Raw genomic sequence first — 15,088 nt, 5'->3', positions numbered from 1 at the left:
GGCCGGTTGGATGCCTGCGATCTTTTCAGGTTGGCCTACATTTGAAGGTAGGCCTTCCACCCGATCACCCCCTCGGCTAAGGTGCGCGGCTTCTGCATTTTCACTTCGCCCAAAGGCCTGGCATGAACGAACAAACCCCCGATCCGCTGCACGGCGTGACCCTCGAACAGATCCTCAATGCGCTGGTGAGCCATTACGAATGGTCGGGGCTGGCCGAGCGCATCGATATTCGCTGCTTCAAGAGCGACCCGAGCATCAAGTCGAGCCTGACGTTTCTGCGCAAAACCCCGTGGGCGCGGGAAAAGGTCGAGCGTCTGTACGTTAAGTTGATGCGCACCAAGCGACCGCTCTGACATGGACGCCGGTTGTTGGCGTCGTCGCCTGATCACCTGCGCAGCCGTACTGGGCTGGGCGGGGTTGGGCATTCAGTTGTACCTGATTTTCTTCGCACGCTTGAGTGTCGGCGCCAGCCTGTTGGGCGGGTTGGTGAGTTTTTTCAGCTACTTCACGATCCTGACCAATACGCTGGTGGCGACGGTGCTGACCTGTGCCGTGACTGCGCGCGAATCCGCTGCGCGCCGCTGGTTTTTGCAGCCGTGGGTCAGCAGTGGGATTGCCGTGAGCATTGCTGTGGTCGGACTGGCCTACAGCATTTTGCTGCGGCATTTGTGGCATCCCGAAGGTTGGCAATTTGTTGCCGATGAACTGCTGCACGACGTGATGCCGCTGCTGTTTCTGGGCTATTGGTGGGCGTGCGTACCCAAGGGCACTTTGCGCTGGTGGCATCTGCCGGTGTGGCTGATTTATCCGCTGGTGTATTTCATCTACGCCTTGCTGCGCGGGCATTTGCTCGGCGCGTACGCGTACCCGTTCATTGATGTGGCGGTGTTGGGTTATCCACAGGTGCTGGCCAATGCCGGGGGGATATTGCTGGGGTTTGTGGGGATTGGCTTGGTGGTCATTGGTCTCGACCGCTGGAGATTTGCACGAAGTTAAAGCACTTGTAGGAGTGAGCCTGCTCGCGATGGCGGTGGAACAGTTACAAATTTATTGACTGACACTCCGCTATCGCGAGCAGGCTCACTCCTACAAGGGATATCACTCTTCTTCAGGAGTGCCTTCGGCGCGCCAGTAGCCGACGGCTTTGATCAGTTGCTCATCCAGCCCATGCTCATCGATCAGCACCCGGCGAATCTGCCGTGAGACTTTCGTTTCGGTCGCAACCCACGCATACAGATTGCCCTTGGGCACCTGCAATTGCTTCACCGTCGCCAGCAGGTTGTCCTTGCTGCCTTCGCGCAACACCCAGATCACATTGACCTGCGCCGGACTCTCCAGCACTTGCTGCTCGGCGCCGTTCTCCACTTCGATCACCACCAGCGCCTTGCGATTGGCCGCCAGGCCTTCGAGGCGGCGGGCGATGGCGGGCAGGGCGGTTTCATCGCCGATCAGCAAGTAGCTGTCGAAAATGTCCGGCACGATCATCGAACCGCGCGGGCCGCCGATGTGCAGGAATTGCCCCGGTTTGGCTTGCTCGGCCCAGGTCGACGCAGGGCCGTCACCGTGCAGAACAAAATCGATGTCCAGTTCCAGCGCATCGAGGTCGTAACGACGCGGGGTGTAGTCGCGCATTTCGGGCTTCGGCCCATCGTCCTTGCCGGCGCCAAGCACCATCGTTTCGAGTGCGGCCACCTGCTCGGCGTTCTGCGGGAACAACAGCTTGACGTGATCGTCAGTGCCCAGACTGATAAACCCGGCCAGTTCCGGCCCGCCAAGGGTGATGCGGCGCATGCGTGGCGTCAGGTCGACCACGCGCAACACCTCAAGCTTGCGGCGTTTGATTTCGTGCATCACGCGGTGAATGGTTTGGGTATCGACTGCAGTCATTCGCTTTTCTCCGAAACAGGTTGAACGGCAGGGCCGTCGACGATGGCTTTGGCGGTGTCGTTGAGCAGGTCACGCACACGCAGGATTTCTGCCGCGCTCCAGCGGCCGTGGTGCATTTGCAAAGCATGGCGCAGGTTGTGCACCGCCTCGTGGATTTCCGGCGGCCGATCATGGCCGCGCAGGGAGCGTTTGCTCACATCGATGCGCATGCGCACGCCGTCGAGGGCAACGGCTTGTTCGCTCAAAGACAAACGACCGGCCTCGGTGACGCTGTAGCGTTTTTTGCCGCCCTCGGCGTCGCCGGTGATCAGTTCGCTCTCTTCGAGAAAGGTCAGGGTCGGGTAGATCACGCCGGGGCTTGGGCTATACGCGCCGTCGAACATGCCTTCGATCTGGCGGATCAGGTCGTAGCCGTGGCATGGCTGCTCGGCGACCAGCGCGAGCAGCAGCAATTTCAGGTCACCGGGGGCGAATACCCGTGGGCCACGGCCGCCGCGCTCACGTCCGGGGCGCTTCTCAAAGCCGTCACGGCCGTCGCCGTGTTCGCGGTGGGGGGAATGATGGTCTCTCATTTCAGTCTTCTCTCGTCGTGTTTAGATACAACTTAAGATATATCTTAAGGCGGGTGCAAGATGTTTTTCCCCGAGCCGTGATCCGGGCTGACGAGCGGCAACCTGCCACCCAGGCAAGCGATGATTTTGCCGGCGAACGGCGCGCGCAATAACCTGAAAGTTAAAGTCATCACTCTATTCTTTGTAGAGCATATGTTCTAAATTGCACTAGGCGAGCCGTGCTGGCAGGGCGAAGTTGCTGTATGGTTTTTTAACTTAAACTGTCTGTAGGGTGGAACTTACAGTCGCTGTTTCGAATATTGTTTTTTTGTTCTTTTTTCTTGCGGGTCATGGGGTTGTTTAACTACGAGGTTGTCGGAAGTTGCCTGCTTACTTCCCAGAGTTAACAGCCGATGATGCTCCGGCATTGAAAGTTCAAGTTGACCTGAAACAAGCCGGGCAGCGATTCGGCCAGTGTTTGTCTTGAACTTTCAATGCTCATCCCCCTATCAAGAAAACAGGTACATAACGATGTTCAAGAAATTCGCAATCGCCGCTCCACTGGCTCTTCTGGCACTGGGTTCCACTGGCGCATTCGCCGCCGGTGAAGCGTCGCACTCGATCAGCCTTGTCGCGCATGTGCCGACCAACGGTTTCTATGTCGTGCCGACCGATCCGGATCTGGTCAACAAGGACCAGGACATGAGCTATCAGCCGACCACCGGCAAAATGCGCGACGTCAATGGCTTCTTCGATGTGCGCAACAATAATGGCTCGGTACACGCCAGCCTGGAGAGCCTGCCAAAACTGGTCTCGGGCAGTACTTCTATCGACCTGCGCGTGCTGTTCAACAACAAGGAACTGACCCTGACTCCGCAAATGGTCGTGGGTGAAGCCGAGTCCGACGTCAACTACCGTGCGCCGCTGAACATCAGCGCCGTGGGCAGCAACTTCCAGCCAGGTGATTACACCGGAGCCGTGGCGATGATCTTCGACGCCGTGACGCCATAACAGCCGTCACTTGATCGATCGATCAGGCACTAAGCCCAACTTCAATGTTGACGCTTGACCGTCGGGGCTGACGCTTTGTTTGCCTCGACGGACTTCCATTGTTTGTTATCCGAGTACGCGTTCATGTTCCCGATGACACCCATCGCGGCTGCGCTTGCGCTGTTGTTTTGTGCCAGCGCAGCTGTGGCTTCCAACTCCACCGGTACCACACCCCGCAGTCTGCTGGCGCAGGCCAAGGGTTTGCCGGCGGATTTCGAGGAGCATTTCTTTGATGTGCCGCTGGCGGTACGGGTTGAAGTCGATCAGCAACCACTGGGTGAGGCCATGGTGGTGTTGTCCCGTGATGATCGCATCACCCTGCTGGAATTCACCGATACCAGCGAAAACCGTTTCGGCCCCGCCGAGCGGGAAAAATGGGCGAGCTATCTGAAACCCGGCGTGCCCTTGGGCGCGTGCAGCGGTTCCTGCCCGGACCAGTTTCTGGCGGTGCACTACAACCTGGAAAACTCGCTGGTGTCGCTCGTCACCGAAAACGCTGAACGCGATGTAGCTGCCAAGCGCTATTACGAGCAGCCCGATGGCGGCAGCAGCGGCCTGATGGTGCGCAATCAGCTCAATCTCAATGGCGGTCAGGATCAGGACCTCGGTGGACGTTTCGGTCTTGAGGCCAGCTCAAGCCTGGGCAACTGGAGCCAGACACTCAATCTGCAAATGGCCCGTCTCGGCGGTCCGGACGACAAGCTCTACCACGCCGTCCATGAGCTTCATACCCAGCGCGAACTGCAAGGCAGTTTTTTCCGTCTGGGTTATTTCACCCCCAATTCCGAAGGGTTGACGCGCCAGCCACGTACGTTCGGCAGCAGCCCCGACACCGCTGTCGGTGTGATGTATGGCAGCTCCGACAGCCTGGCCATCAATAGCCCGATGCCCAGCGTTTATCCGATCTATGTCACTGCCAACCGTCAGGGTTCGGTGGAGATTTGGCGCGACGGCCTGCTGATCAACACGCAATCGGTGCCGGCCGGGTTGCAGACCCTCGACACCCGGCCGCTGCCCGGCGGTATCTATGAAGTGGAAGTGCGTCTGATCGAAGACGGCCAGATCACGTCGACAACCCAGGAGCTGGTGTACAAGCCCAACAACTGGCGCAACCTCGACGAGCGCTGGCGCTACAACGTATTCGCCGGTGAAGAACAGAAGCTGCTGAGCAACTGGGATACCCAGGCCAGCGGCAAGCCGACGGCGGGCGCGGCGGTCAACTACCTGCTGCACCCGCGGGTGATCCTTGGCCTGTCGGCGCGGCAGATCCGTGAAAAACTGCAATACGGCACGTCCATCGACTGGACCCTGGCCAATCACGTCAGCCTCTACGCCAACGTCTACAAGACCGAGGATTACGGCACCGGTCTCGATCTGCAAAGCCTCTACAACTATGGCGCCGGCAGTATCGTCGTCAGCCACAACCGCAGTTGGCTCGACACCACCAATACCTACGACACGTTACCCGACGGTACCCGCGTGCGGCCGCGCAATGTGTTTATCGGCCAGGCCAGCAATTCGTCGCTGGCGCTTAACCATCGCATCAGCAGCAAGAGTTCGGTCAACGCACGGGTCTCGCACAGCGAGGGCAATGTCGAAGGCATGGGCGTGGATCTGGGCTGGACCCAGCGCACGGTGGTGCTGGGCAGCGATGCCAGTTGGCGCTTGTCGCTGTTCGATCGGCCGGGCAGTTACAGCAGTGGCGATGCGCGCAATCGCGGCGTCGATCTGAGCATCAACATGGCACTCGGTGCACCCGGCGAGCAGATTACCGGCAGTATCGGCTCGCGCACTGCCCGGGACGGCGCGCGCGATAACAACGCCTCCCTCGGCTGGCGCAAGGATCTCAAGGATCACGTGCTGCAAAGCGTTTCGGTCACTGCGCTCACCGACACCTATGGCGTGGGCATGTCCAGCCTGGCCAATTTCCGCACCGATGCGGTCAACGGCGACGCCTTCGTTCAGCGCTCCTCGTACAACGGCAATTTCACCGGCGGCCTCAACGTCGACAGCACGCTGGTGGTGGGGGGGCAGCAGATGCTCATGACCAGCCAGAGCGAAGTGCGTGGCGCCGGGATGATTGTCGACGTCGAGTCGGACATCGAGGACATCGCGCTGCGTGCCGATGATTACAGCGGCGGCGGCGCGGCATTGAAGCCGGGGCGCAATTTCATACCGATCACCGCCTACCAGAACAGCTCGGTGAGTTTCGATTTCGAGGGCAACAACGTGCCAGCGGCGACGATCGAGCCGGCGCGCACGCGTTATCACCTGAACAAGGGCGGCGTGGAGTATCGCAAGGTCCGCGTGATGAAAACCCTGACCGTACTCGGCCGCCTGGTCGATGCGCAGGGGCAGCCGCTCAAGGGGCATCACGTGATCAACCACGCCAGCCGTGGCGTGACCGAGGTCGACGGGTTCTTTTCGATGGAAATGAACGCCGGCTCGCCGACTCTGGAAGTCCGTCAGGGCAATCAGTTGCTGTGCCAGTTCCGCCTCAACGAGGCCGACCATCGCAGTGAAAACAACGTGCTGATGATCGGTGACCTGCGCTGTACGCCGGACACCCTGGCCGATGTCACGACCACTGAACAGAAGGCGGGTTGATCCTATGAGAATAATTGCAACCGGTTGCGCAGTGGCATTGGCGCTCAGCGTGTCGCCGGCGCAGGCCGTGAATCAGGAAATTCGTGCGTTGTTTCAGCCCGACCCTGCGCAGCCGTCCAAGAACCTGTTCGTTAACCAGACGCCCAATAGCGGGTATTGCGTGAACTTTCCCCCGCAATGTGCGGCCAACAACATGTTCAGCATCGAGTTGCCCATTCGTTACAGTTCAACTCGCGAGCTCGCGCGCGGTGATGATGTCTCGCTGCGAGTTCCTGCGGACTGGCGGCGGTTGACGGTCACCAACCAGGATACTCAGGAAACCGAGGTCGTCGAGGTACGCATCACCGGCATCGGCTCCAGATTTGTCTTGAGCGATTCGGTGGAAAAGTTGACGGGTGTGCCCGCTCCCACAGGCCATGACATTCTCTGGACGTCCGGCTCCGGTTGGCTTTATGCACCGGCGCCTTGCCTCGGTAGTGGCCTGGCAGGCTATTCCCCTTCCACGTATCGTTTTTTCTGGCATACCCCCGTTCAGGCGTCTTGCACCAAGACTGCTGCGTTCACCATCCCATCGATGTACTACGACAAGATCGATTTCGCCTATGAGCTGAAAACGCCTAATCCGCTGGGTATGACCAGCGGTCTCTATACCGGATCGCTCTCTTACATCATGGGCCCCGGTGGCGATTTCGATATGGGAGCTGCGTTTCAACCGGACGACGGCAACCTGACCCTCGACTTCGTCCTCGACGTACAGCACACCCTCAAGATCGACCTGCCGCCCGGTGGCAACAACGTCTCTCTGGAACCTGAAGGCGGGTGGGCGCGCTGGATGGACAGTGGTCGCAAACCAACGCGGATTTTTCGCGATCAACCGTTTTATATCTCGGCGTCATCGCGCTTCAAGGTATTGATGTTGTGCAATTCCACTGGCGGAACGGCATGCAAGTTGGGGAGCCCGAAGGGCGATTCCACTGAGGTCGAAGTCTTCCTGACGTTACCGCCAGGCATCAGCGGCCCAGGCGGTGGCAATGTCACCCGGTCGCCTCTGAGTTTCAACCATTGGGCGGGACCCTACCAGCCCGGTATCTATGTCGACCGCAAGCCAGGTTCGCTGCTGTTCGAAATGACCCCCTTCGCTATCGATTTTCTTCTGCGGCCCGGCAAGACCGACCGGCTGCGCGGCAACATCACCATTATCTGGGACTCGGACGTATGACCGTCCGAGCGAGGCCTTACTCAAATTTCAGGGAGTTGAAAACGATGAACCGTGGTTTTCTGCTGGGCGTGCTCAGCGTGTTTTGTCTGACCGCCCAGGCCGGTCCGCAGATCAATGTCGGCACCGTGTACGACTATCTCGACGCCGATAAAAGTACCTACCTCAAACGTGTCTTCAATAGCGGCGATGCCACCGCGTTCGTCAAGGTCAACGTGCTGGAAATCGTCTACGGCGCCGACGGTACTTCGCAGGAAATCGCTGTGCAAAACGCGGCCGACGGTGCCTCGCGCAATGGCCTGATGGCCAGTCCCGCGCGGCTGATCGTGCCGGCGCAGGGCATGCAGGGCACGCGTCTGCTGTACATGGGCGAGCGTGATCGCGAGCGCTATTTTCGCGTGCGCTTCGTGCCGGTGGTGCCGGAGAAGGAAGACGAATTCGTGGTCAGCAACGAAGAGCGCGAGGACTATAAAAACTCCCTGTCGGCCGGGGTCAACGTGATGACCGGGTTTGGCACGATCTTTTTCGTGCGGCCAAAAGACGCGCGTTTCGACACGCTGATCAATGACAGCGCCAGCCGCTACGAACTGCGCAACAACGGCAATACGGTGATCGTCGTCGACGAGTTCAAAAGCTGCTCGCTGAGCAAGGAATCCGACTGCGGTGCGACCACCAAGCACCATGTGCTGGCGGGCAAGACGTTCGCTTTCGATAAGGAAAAGGGGCGCGAATACCGCTTCTTCCTGATCGAAGGCAGCGACAAAAAAAACGTGAAGATCGCGAGTCGCTAGGGTCTGTTTCCATTGACGCATCGGGTAATCAACATGATCAAGCAATGCACCGTCGCCGCGCTGATGGTCGCCACCGGGCTGACCGGCGCGCTGGCGTGGGCGGCCCGGGAAGAGCACACCTTCGAGGTGTCCCTGACCATTCCCAGCCGGCCCTTTTATGTCATTCCGGCCGAGCCGGACTGGATTCACCGGCCGCAACAGCTGTTCTGGGATTACCCCAAGGCAACCCTCGGCAGCCTGGAGAAAAACTTTGACGTGCGCCATGACAGCAGCGCCATCGATGCACGCCTGCTCTTTGAGCCCTATCTGGAAAATGGCCGGCCGAATGAGGTGATCATGCTGCGGGTCACGTTCAATGACGTCGTGCTCAGTTCACACATTATTCCTCAGCAAGTGGTCTCGAAGGAGGAGGCTGCTGGCGGCAAGCGCGTGGCGTTGAAAATCGAGCCGATCGAGCCGCAGGGCGGCTATCGTTCGGGTGATTACAGCGGCAATGTGTTGCTGATGTTCAGTGCCGCCGCGCCAGCCGGGGAGTCAGAACCGTGACCGTCAGGCGAGTTGAATCATGAAGAAAATCATCTTGCTGCTGTGCCTGCTGATAATGAACGTCCCCGAGGCGCTGGCACTGAATCAGGAGATCCGGGCGTTGTTTCAGCCCGATTCGTCCAAACCGAACAACAACGCGTTCGTTAACCAGACGCCAAACAGCGGTTATTGCCAGACACATCCGACCGAGTGCGCCAACTTCCGCATGTTCAGTATTCGTGTACCGGCGCGTTTCACTTCGACTCGCTACGTCGGCATCGGCGACTCGGTCGGAGTCAAGGCCCCCGTCCGCTGGAGCCAGCTGACCGTGACCCATACGCAAACGCAAGCCACGGAAACGCTCGCGGTGCGCATCACCGGGCTCGGCTCCAATTATGTGCTGAGCCATCCGGCAATGCGCCTGGCAGGCGGCAGCACGCCACTTGAAGCGCATGGCAGGCTGTGGACCACGGACAGTTGGGTGAATGGTGTTGCCCGTCCTTGCACCTACAGCGGCGTTGCCGAACATGGTCCGGAAACCTTCCGCTTCTTCTGGAAAACCCCGTTTGATGCCATGTGCGCGAAGATCCCGGCGTACCACATTCCATCGATGTCTTTCGATACGCTGGATTTCGCCTACGAACTGCTCACGCCCAATCCACTGGGCATGGCCTCCGGTCGCTATGTCGGCTCATTGACTTACACCCTCGGGCCCGGCGGCGATTTTGACATGGGGTCATTGATGCAGGCCGACGACAGCAACCTTACTCTGGACTTCGTGCTGGACGTTCAGCACACCCTGAAAGTGGATATTCCGCCCGGGGGTAACCACATCGTGCTGGAGCCTCAGGGCGGCTGGCGCAGCTGGCTGGAGAGCGGGCGCAAACCGGTGCGGCTTTACCGCGATCAGCTTTTCCATATCTCCGCGTCGTCGCAGTTCACCATGAAGCTTGAGTGCGAACATGAACTGGGCACGGGGACAGGTTGTGCCATTCTGGATCGCGAGACCGGTTACGCGGGTGGCGTCGACGTCAGCGTCAGCTTGCCCAACGGCTTGACTGACAGCGCTGGTCAGGCGGTCAGGCGTTTCCCGTTGCGTCGTGACACCAGTCCGGTGTTTAAACCGGGTTTTTATGTTGATCGCAGGCCCGCAACACTGCACTTCGAAATAAGCAAAGACTGGACCGATTGGCTGATCAACAACGCCAAAGGCCGGCCCTATAAAGGCAATATCACGGTGATCTGGGATTCGGAAACCGGTTAGGCAATCCCGGCCAGCCTTCGGCGGCGCTGGCCGAGTTGACAAGCGGCGCCGTCAGAGGCCGGCTCTGGCCATTGCTTCACGGGTCCAGCGCCGCAACAACTCCTTGCGTTGCGAGCTGATACCGTCATACAGCTCTTTATAAAGTTTATCGCTCAGCGGCGCATCGTCGAACAGCTCCAGGGCGTCAGGAATACCCAGCTGTCTGGCCAGGTCCTCGATCCGGGCGGTGAGTGTGTGCAGATTGGTTTGCTCGTTCGGGAAGGCCCATTCAGCCTTTGCCTCTTTCAGTTCTGCGAGCAAGTCCTCCTTGGGACGAAACGCAAGATCATTGCGTGCGATCTCCTCCGGATAAGTCTTGCGCAAATACTTTTCCCAGAACTTGCCGTAATACAGATCGAGCATGCCGTTGACCAGACCATCGCCGCGTTCACCGGCAATGATCCTGTCGTAGGCGTTGTTGATCTTTTCGTCGGTCACGCCCGAACGAGGCCGGTACAGCATGCCTTCGGTCTGCCAGGGTAATTGCAGACGTTCAGCCAGCCCCGTTTCGAAGGCCATGTGCACTTCGACTTCATCCGGCGCAAGATTGCGCGGGTCCTCTTCGTTCAGCCTTGCTTGTGTCTTGTATTCGAACACCGCTTCGTCGGTCACCCGATTCAAGCGCGCCGCGCTGTGGGCCAGGCGCACGAGTTTGTCCTCAAGCATGGCGGCTGAGGTGGATTCTGCGTAGGCCTTGGACACCAGCACCTTCATGCCCAGCGAGTTGAACAACTGCGCACCGAAATCGCCGCAATCTTTCGGCGACACGATCTGCTTGAACAGCTTCCCGCGCAGTTTTGCGTCCAGCGCTGCGGCATCGACCATTTCCCAGACACGCTGAGTCAAGCGTCGGCGACCCTGGTCGAAGCGGTAATCGGCGCTTTCTCGCAGTTTGCGGATCATGGCGAAAAAACCGCCGGAATCGGGCTCGGCCATGAGGTCATGCCAGGATTCTTCGCGGTATTTGCTGAACGCTGCTGAAGGGCTGAAAGGGGATTGTTCCTGAGGAAACAATTTCCAGTGACTGATCTCGTCATCGGCCGCCGCTGAATAGTCCTGCACAAACGCCATGCCTACGGATTTGCGGTAGGTGCCATAGCGCACGCGATCCTCGTTGGACAGCCGCCCGGTATCGAAACGCGCGCGACCGAGAATGTGCGCCTGACTGGAACCGGGAGTGACTTTGGGTAAGGTCTTGATGGGCGCTGCGCGCATGTCCAGCATGAAACTGCGTGGCCGCTGTTTGTCCAGGTCATTGACCGTGAACAGGCCTTCGGGCCAGCTCTCGATGCCGGTATTGGCCAGATTCAGCTCGGTCAGATATTCCATACGCCCGACGTCAGGTGGCAGGGTCAAAGGGTTGCCGTTCAGATTCAGCGTTCGCAGCTCTGTCAGGCCTGCGAGCTGTTGCGTGGAGTCAGCACTCAGTCTGATTCGATTATCAGCCAGATCCAGAACCCTCAGCGGGCGCATCAATCCGAGGATCGAAGGCAGTTCCTGCAACTCACACTTGCGGGCGCTCAATTGGCGAAGGTTGGGGAAACTGCTCAGCAGCGCACTGGGATCTGCAGAAAGTTGCGCCCGGTCGAGTCTGAGGGCCGTGATGCGATCGAAGTACTGTTTCATTTTCGGGCGCTTGCGCAGCGCATTCCACCAGGGTTCGAGTTTTTTGCCTTGGAGCTCGGCGGACAAATCCAGTGTGTAGCCTTCCTCTGGATGGACGCTGCGCTCGTCGAAAAACGTGCTTTGGCGCTGGAAGCACTCGATCAGCTGTTGCTCGATCATTTCGCCGCCATTGTGCAGATAGTCCGATGACACGCCGGCGTAGCCTGTCTCTGGATCCACCTCGGGAGGAAAACTGTTGCGCCAGTTATCCAGTTCGCTGCGCAGCTCCTTGAGCTCCTGGTGCAGGCGTGCGATGGCTTCATCCGGGTCGCCCCGGCGCTGCAACACCTCAAGGAACGAGGCCACTTCCCTGGGGTTCATTGACGGATACAGGTCGCTGATTTTTTCCTCCCGGGTCGATGCACGGAGAAGCCGGGGCAAGCCACGTACCAGCGTTTCGGTTTCGATAGTGATCACCGGGCGAATCGGCGGGTCTGCCAGCACGCTGCGGCGTTCAGCGGGAGCGGCCGACTGCTCCATCAGCCACAATTTCAACGCTTGGCCCTGACCTTGCCGGTAGCCCACGCTTGACAGTGTTTCAGCCGGTACCGCATGCAGCATCGATTCATAGAAATCATCGGCGCCGTGCAGCGACCGGTGGTTAGCGTCGAACACTTCGTAGCGGCCGTGTTCATCTCTGATCAGGCTTCTGAGGGTACTGGCGTCTTCCGCTCCGACGCTGCAACGCAACGGCCCGTCGTGCGTGCCGTCGCGTACCTCGATGCGCAGGTTGGCAAAGGTGTCAGTGTGAATGCGCAAGGTCCCCAACGCGAGCCGTTCGGTGTCGGCAGACAGTTGATCGTCGCGATAGAAACCGTCGTAGGCACGGCTGGCCCTGGCTTCAAAATCCAGTTCTCGTGCTTCAGTCTTGAGGCGCAGTGGCAGGCGTTTTTCGTTCACCGTGCGTTGCAACTCGGCAGCACTGGCCTCGGCCAGAAGTTTTTCACTCAGTGGCAACGGCAGTTCAGGAAACGTTTTGCGCAGGACGCCTGCCTCAGGCTTGCTGGATCGTTCGCTCGCTTGATAGAGGCGCATGGACACCTCCGTCTGGCGTTTGTCGACGGCATCGGCAAGCACATTGCGCAGCGCTTGCACACGCTCCGCCGAGGGCACCTCGCGCCCCAGCAAAGCGCGCATTTGCGCGTCATTCAGAAACCTCACCAGCCGCTCCGGCAAGTGCCCGGCATTGAGTTCGGACTGGGTGATCGTCAGGGTGTCGGCCGGGCTGGCCGTCGGATTTCCGTACCGGCGCGAATAGCCATCGAGATGCTCGTACAGCACGTTCATCGCCCGTTGGCGCGGCCAGCCGGGCAGGCTGGTGACGATCGGTTCGAACCAGTCCGACTCGGCTGCGATCGGCCGGCCGGCGCGAATATTGGCACTGGCAATCCTCGCGTCATCGTAAGCCGAAAAACGCTTGAGACCGTCGGCCAGTAACGGTGGTGGTGCGCTGCTGGCGCTGTGCATGCGGCGCAGCTGTTCGTGCCCGGTGCCGCTGCTGATGCGGATCTGCTCCAGCTGCGTCGGCGAGAAGCGCTCGGCGCGGTGGCCCAGGCGCGGCATCAGGGCTTGCTCCTCCCAGTCCGCCGGGTTTTCCGCCTCATGTCGCCAGGCGCCGTGCTCGTTGTGTTCAATGATCGGTTTGTACGCATTGGCTCGCTCGGGATGGTTGACCCGGTAGGTTTTTATGTCGGCACGCGTCGAGGCTTTTTCCACACTGTAGAGCTTGCCCTCGAGCGGCAGAATGCGTTCGCGGCCGCGGTTGTGCAGGCCATGAGAGTCGGGTTTCGAGGCGGCATTGAGTTGCAGGCTCTTGTGTTCATAAGGGCCGAGGTCGGGGTGCCACAGCGTCGGTTTGCCATCGGGCAAGCGCACCGGTTTCATGCCCTCGACCAGCGGTGACAGTTTGATTTTGAAGGCACTGGCGATTTCCGCGCCCGCACCAAAAGCCGCCAGCTGAATAACGCTGGTCACCACGCCGATGACATGATCGGCGGCTTGCTGCCACAGACCTTCGGCCAGATCGACAATGCCTTCGATGACTTCGGTGGTCAGTTGGTAGACGGTGTAAGCCAGCATCAATTCGCCCAGCCCCGGTACGAATGGCGTGGCAATCAACAGGGCGACATTGAAGATCTCCGAGAGGATTTTCTTGAAGTTGTCCCACCAGGCGTCGCGCGCCTTACTGTCGGCGTCGGCAGTGGAAACGGCGATTTCCGGGGCGTCGTTGAGGATCTTGTTGAGTTTTTGCTGATAGGCGTGGCGCCAGTAATCGCCTTGCAGTTTCACCCGACTGAATCGCAGGTTGGGGTTGCTCACGGGATCCTTGCGCCATGCCGGTCGCTGATCGGTCGGATCCTGTCGGTGGTGGTAGCGCGTGATGAACAGGCGTTGTTCGAGTTCAGCGAAGAAGTGTCCGCGCTGCTGTTGATCGACGAACTGGCTGAAAAACTGACGATAGGTCTGTCGGGTCGTGTCGCTGAAACGGTCTTCGCGCAACTGGCGCGCTAACTCTTCCCGGAACGCTTTCAGCGAGTCGTATTCCTTGAGCGGATGATCGGGGTCGTGGGGGATGTAGACAATCAGGCGATTAATGCCGCGGTTGTCCGGCTGCGCATGGGTCAGCAGCAGGATCCCGGTCAGTCGCGTACCGAGCAGCGACAGGTCCGCGCACTGCATTGAGCGGCCATTGAGTAACAGTTGCGGTTTGTTTTCGGCCAGACCCAACACCATTTTGTAGGCGTCGTACGGGACGTCATCCTTGATCAGCGCCAGTTGCGCCGCGACGGCGAGAGCGTCTTTCTGGCTTTGAGTCACTTTGTGTTGCAGAACGCTTTCGGCCAGCGGTTCGCCGGGCAGCAGGTAGCTCTCTAGATGCTTTTTGTACTGCGCACCGATGTCCAGCTCCCGGCACAGCGTTTGAAACTGGTTGATGGGCATGACGCTTTTGATCGGCACGACATTGAACAAACCGCGCTCGTCGGGTTCGCTGATGTAGTCCGAGCCATGGCCAAGCGTTTCATTGCGGGCGAAATTATGCAGGGCGGCGTCCAGTACCGAGACGGTGCGGGTCTTGGCACCGTCGGAGTCACTGTTCGTGGGAAGGTACAGGCGTAGCCACGTTTTTTTGACATCCGGCTCAATGCCGTGACGCTCCTTGATTCTTGCCTTGAGCAATGGTTCGGCGAAGGCATACAGGTCGGTTTTCGCCAGCAGATGATCCACCTGGTTCTGCGAACCCCAGGCCTTGAGGTTGGCGGCGGCGAGTTTCTTCCGGTAGGCGGCGGGCGCAGTGCTGTACCAGGCAGGGTTCGTCAGTGGCGCGGCTGCCAGGGCGTTGGCACGACCGAGGGTGGCGTTCTTGAAGCTGTCGTCGACGGCGGCTTTGATGAATTCGTAGTGCCGTCCTTTGTCCGCGAGTTCGGCAGGCAGGGGAGCGAGAGACATGGCCAATCATCCTTGATTGTTGAGGAGTGATCAGCCTACCCACGGC

At 59.4% G+C, this 15,088-nt stretch carries 11 protein-coding genes; 8 read left to right on the top strand and 3 right to left on the bottom strand.

Annotation, left to right across the window (positions count from 1 at the left end):
- Positions 1-122 precede the first annotated feature (122 nt).
- Positions 123-353 carry a VF530 family protein gene (locus PspS49_RS23675; RefSeq protein WP_007916799.1) on the top strand — a complete coding sequence of 77 codons (231 nt, stop codon included), beginning with the start codon at positions 123-125 and terminating at the stop codon, positions 351-353.
- Position 354: 1 nt separating this feature from the next.
- On the top strand, positions 355-996 hold the full coding sequence (locus tag PspS49_RS23670) for a Pr6Pr family membrane protein (protein ID WP_160041684.1): 642 nt from the start codon (positions 355-357) through the stop codon (positions 994-996).
- A 102-nt stretch (positions 997-1,098) separates the two neighbouring features.
- On the opposite strand, the gene PspS49_RS23665 is transcribed toward PspS49_RS23670, so the two are convergent.
- Together PspS49_RS23665 and PspS49_RS23660 are read right to left on the bottom strand one after the other, a co-directional pair.
- The gene (locus PspS49_RS23665; RefSeq protein ID WP_127929636.1) at positions 1,099-1,887 is read right to left on the bottom strand and encodes a siderophore-interacting protein; all 789 of its coding nucleotides are present in this window, start codon (positions 1,885-1,887) and stop codon (positions 1,099-1,101) included.
- Positions 1,884-2,459, bottom strand: a complete 576-nt coding sequence (locus tag PspS49_RS23660; RefSeq protein ID WP_127929635.1) for a PadR family transcriptional regulator — start codon at positions 2,457-2,459, stop codon at positions 1,884-1,886. Before PspS49_RS23660 ends, PspS49_RS23665 begins: the two co-directional genes overlap by 4 nt.
- A gap of 510 nt (positions 2,460-2,969) precedes the next feature.
- Here PspS49_RS23660 and PspS49_RS23655 point away from each other — a divergent pair.
- From PspS49_RS23655 to PspS49_RS23630, 6 genes are all read left to right on the top strand, one after another.
- The gene (locus tag PspS49_RS23655; protein ID WP_127929634.1) at positions 2,970-3,449 is read left to right on the top strand and encodes a CS1 type fimbrial major subunit; all 480 of its coding nucleotides are present in this window, start codon (positions 2,970-2,972) and stop codon (positions 3,447-3,449) included.
- 123 nt (positions 3,450-3,572) lie between these two features.
- Positions 3,573-6,095 carry a CS1-pili formation C-terminal domain-containing protein gene (locus PspS49_RS23650; protein ID WP_127929633.1) on the top strand — a complete coding sequence of 841 codons (2,523 nt, stop codon included), beginning with the start codon at positions 3,573-3,575 and terminating at the stop codon, positions 6,093-6,095.
- A gap of 4 nt (positions 6,096-6,099) precedes the next feature.
- Positions 6,100-7,314, top strand: a complete 1,215-nt coding sequence (locus PspS49_RS23645) for a hypothetical protein (protein ID WP_150750432.1) — start codon at positions 6,100-6,102, stop codon at positions 7,312-7,314.
- A 44-nt stretch (positions 7,315-7,358) separates the two neighbouring features.
- A complete protein-coding gene (locus PspS49_RS23640) occupies positions 7,359-8,102 on the top strand; it encodes a molecular chaperone (RefSeq protein ID WP_127929631.1) in 744 nt (247 codons plus the stop codon).
- Between the two features lie 33 nt (positions 8,103-8,135).
- Positions 8,136-8,648 (top strand): CS1 type fimbrial major subunit, encoded by a 513-nt coding sequence (locus PspS49_RS23635; protein ID WP_174245082.1) that lies wholly within the window; start codon positions 8,136-8,138, stop codon positions 8,646-8,648.
- 19 nt (positions 8,649-8,667) lie between these two features.
- Positions 8,668-9,891: a hypothetical protein gene (locus PspS49_RS23630; RefSeq protein ID WP_160041681.1), complete on the top strand. Its 1,224-nt coding sequence runs from the start codon at positions 8,668-8,670 to the stop codon at positions 9,889-9,891.
- A gap of 51 nt (positions 9,892-9,942) precedes the next feature.
- On the opposite strand, the gene PspS49_RS23625 is transcribed toward PspS49_RS23630, so the two are convergent.
- Positions 9,943-15,042 carry a DUF6543 domain-containing protein gene (locus tag PspS49_RS23625; RefSeq protein ID WP_160041679.1) on the bottom strand — a complete coding sequence of 1,700 codons (5,100 nt, stop codon included), beginning with the start codon at positions 15,040-15,042 and terminating at the stop codon, positions 9,943-9,945.
- Between the last annotated feature and the right edge of the window lie 46 nt (positions 15,043-15,088).

The organism is Pseudomonas sp. S49 (assembly GCF_009866785.1).
In the GTDB taxonomy this organism is placed as follows: Bacteria; Pseudomonadota; Gammaproteobacteria; order Pseudomonadales; family Pseudomonadaceae; genus Aquipseudomonas.
This window is presented reverse-complemented; position numbering and strand designations above follow the sequence as displayed.

Excerpts from the sequence above, each read along its gene's own strand:
- PspS49_RS23670 (WP_160041684.1), top strand. The coding sequence starts at position 355 with ATGGACGCCGGTTGTTGGCGTCGTCGCCTGATCACCTGCGCAGCCGTA.
- PspS49_RS23675 (WP_007916799.1), top strand. The coding sequence starts at position 123 with ATGAACGAACAAACCCCCGATCCGCTGCACGGCGTGACCCTCGAACAG.
- PspS49_RS23660 (WP_127929635.1), bottom strand. The coding sequence starts at position 2,459 with ATGAGAGACCATCATTCCCCCCACCGCGAACACGGCGACGGCCGTGAC.
- PspS49_RS23650 (WP_127929633.1), top strand. The coding sequence starts at position 3,573 with ATGTTCCCGATGACACCCATCGCGGCTGCGCTTGCGCTGTTGTTTTGT.
- PspS49_RS23640 (WP_127929631.1), top strand. The coding sequence starts at position 7,359 with ATGAACCGTGGTTTTCTGCTGGGCGTGCTCAGCGTGTTTTGTCTGACC.
- PspS49_RS23645 (WP_150750432.1), top strand. The coding sequence starts at position 6,100 with ATGAGAATAATTGCAACCGGTTGCGCAGTGGCATTGGCGCTCAGCGTG.
- PspS49_RS23630 (WP_160041681.1), top strand. The coding sequence starts at position 8,668 with ATGAAGAAAATCATCTTGCTGCTGTGCCTGCTGATAATGAACGTCCCC.
- PspS49_RS23625 (WP_160041679.1), bottom strand. The coding sequence starts at position 15,042 with ATGTCTCTCGCTCCCCTGCCTGCCGAACTCGCGGACAAAGGACGGCAC.
- PspS49_RS23635 (WP_174245082.1), top strand. The coding sequence starts at position 8,136 with ATGATCAAGCAATGCACCGTCGCCGCGCTGATGGTCGCCACCGGGCTG.
- PspS49_RS23655 (WP_127929634.1), top strand. The coding sequence starts at position 2,970 with ATGTTCAAGAAATTCGCAATCGCCGCTCCACTGGCTCTTCTGGCACTG.
- PspS49_RS23665 (WP_127929636.1), bottom strand. The coding sequence starts at position 1,887 with ATGACTGCAGTCGATACCCAAACCATTCACCGCGTGATGCACGAAATC.